This window comes from Mariniflexile sp. HNIBRBA6329 (genome assembly GCF_043558645.1).
In the GTDB taxonomy this organism is placed as follows: domain Bacteria; phylum Bacteroidota; class Bacteroidia; order Flavobacteriales; family Flavobacteriaceae; genus Mariniflexile.
The window spans coordinates 1-2,560 of the sequence record NZ_JBIFXS010000033.1; the positions used below are offsets into that span (position 1 = coordinate 1).

General features: G+C 37.5%; 1 protein-coding gene. It reads right to left on the reverse strand.

The features are described from left to right. Positions 1 to 2,021: hypothetical protein (locus ACGK9U_RS16045; protein WP_394467569.1), on the reverse strand; the 2,021-nt coding region annotated here is incomplete at its 3' end. Positions 2,022 to 2,560 lie beyond the last annotated feature (539 nt).

Genomic DNA, 2,560 nt, shown 5'->3' on the forward strand with positions numbered 1-2,560 from the left:
ATCGTTCTGCTGTGCGTGATGGTACGTTGGCAATCATCGGTATAGGTCCATGTTTCCGTATAGCTTCCGCCACACTCATCATGGCTTCCGGAAATAACGCCTATTACTGAACCTGTAATACACGGGTTATCACCACCACTACTATAGCTTAAACTTGTTCCTGTTGGCGGTGCAGCATCACAATCGATAGCTGTATCTCCTGGCGTCTCAACAAATGCTGGTGCTGGTGCTGGATTAACTGTAAATGTAGAGTTACAATTTACATTTTGACCACAATCATCAGTTGCTTGTAATGTTACTATTACTACAGTTCCGCAAATATTTGTTGGTGCAGTAAGGCTTTCAAATGCCACTGGATTACCATCCATAGTTGCTGAATAAGAATCTACAACATTTCCACCTCCGCCATTAGAAGAAAAACTTCCAAGCCAAGTTGCAAAATCACCACTTATATCATCTGAACAATCTACGACCTTTGCACTTGGACATGAAACAGTTAATTCAGGTGCTATATTGACTGTAACAATAGCATCTGCGCTATTGATACACCCATTAGCATCTGTATATGTGTATGTAACTGTGTAATCCGCTGGCGCTAAACCTGTGGCATCAAATAATCCTGATGCACTTACATGAGCTCCACTCCAGGTACCTCCAGAAGGAGAACCTGTTAATTGTTTTGTAGTATCTGTACATTCTAAAGAAGCATTATTAGCTGTAACTATGGGTAATGGGTTTACCGTAAGTGTTCCTACTTCATCGCCATTGGCTGGTGGACATCCAGTAGGACTTGTAACCATTACCGAATAATTTCCTGCATCGGCTAATTGAGCATCATCTATTGTTATAGTTGCAGTACCTTGACCAGTAAATGATCCAGGTCCAGACCACACAAATGTATATCCATCTGCAACAGGATTAGCAATAACCATGTTTCCTTGCTTAACTGTTGCCGTCAAACTTCCTGAACCACCTATACATACCTCATCATCACTTACATTAATAACTGGTGGTAAATTAAAACTACCGCCAACAAAATCTTTAGAATCTGCTGTTATTTCGGCAGACGACCTAGTTTCTAACATCCAAGTGGCACTACAAATAATACCTGGGTTATTCACTAAATCAAATACAGGTGTTAAATCTATAACACCTTCGTAAAACTCATTGGTATCATATTCAGTTTGTCCTGCAGGCACAATAAAATTAGAAGGAACAGGAACTGGACCTCCATTGTTTTGTCCTACCTGAGAAGCAGTGCCAACTTTTACTAAAGATAAGTTATTACCTTCCGTTCCATTGCCTGGGCCTACCCATTTTAATACTGTAATAGCGGCATTTCTACCACCACCTGTAAAATCTGCCAATACTAAAAGGTCTCCAATACTGTTGTTAGCATTGTAAGTACCTCCCATACCGTCTGACTGACCAAAGTTGGTAAAGTGGTCTGGACTAAAATACTTGTCTCTACCATCTTCAACAGCAGTAGAACCATTTAACAAGAACCAAAAGCCAATATAGCCTGTTCCATTATTGCTTTCTCTATCTCCGGCAAAAAACAGATATGTATGCGATGGATCATAAGCGTTAAACGGTGGGTCAGCTCCACATTGAGGAGCGCCGGTTATCCCCGTATATATAACGGCGGCTGCATTCATGATATCACTCTTCGCCTGCATTGGACTGAAAGTCCAGTTACTATAATCTGGAGTTGGAGAAACTTGCCCCCAGCTTTTGAAATCCTTACCTGCTGTAAAGATGTCATCCTGATTACCTGTAAAGACATCATGCTTAAGTTCAAACGAAGGTGCTCCAGTAACTGCTAGACCATCCCATTCACCGGAGTTTCCATCTATACATGGCACTCCTACTTGGGCATTTAGGTTTGCTGAAGCCAATAAAAAAAGCATAACAACAGCGAAACCGGTTATGCTTTTAATTTGCTTCCATAGTAAACTAAGGCAGCATGCAATCAAATTTAAAGAAGCTTTGTTCTTTGATTTTTGGGTAAAATTGTACATTAACATAACATTTTGGATTAATTAATAAATGATGTTAACATAAATAAGCTTAAACAACAAACGCCAGCTCTACATTGTAAAACCAACTAAAAGTTGTCAAGTTAAAAGTAAGACGTGGGCATCTTTAATTTGCTATTAATCAAGTCTGCTTGTAAATAAAATAAGTAAGAAAAACGTAAATTGTAGAAAAGAGGGTATTTCAAATGTAAATAAATTATGTATGCATAAAAAACATAAATTTCAACTTTTAGACTATCCGCTATATTTTTTAGACTATCGACAACATTTTCTTTCAATTCATAAAATTTTTAGATAATCCACATCATTTAAACGATAAACAGTATTTTTTAGTAAAAAGTAACATAGCCAAACCTCTCAAACCTACTTATTTTATTGGTTGTTCGAGCAACAAATAAATTATTACCCTATAACACAAACCTTGGATCTAAGCTCTAACAACTATTAAAGTTGTCTAGTCCTAAATAACCGATACAGATTATTAAAGGATTAAATTTATAAATTAAAGCTGAACAATATTA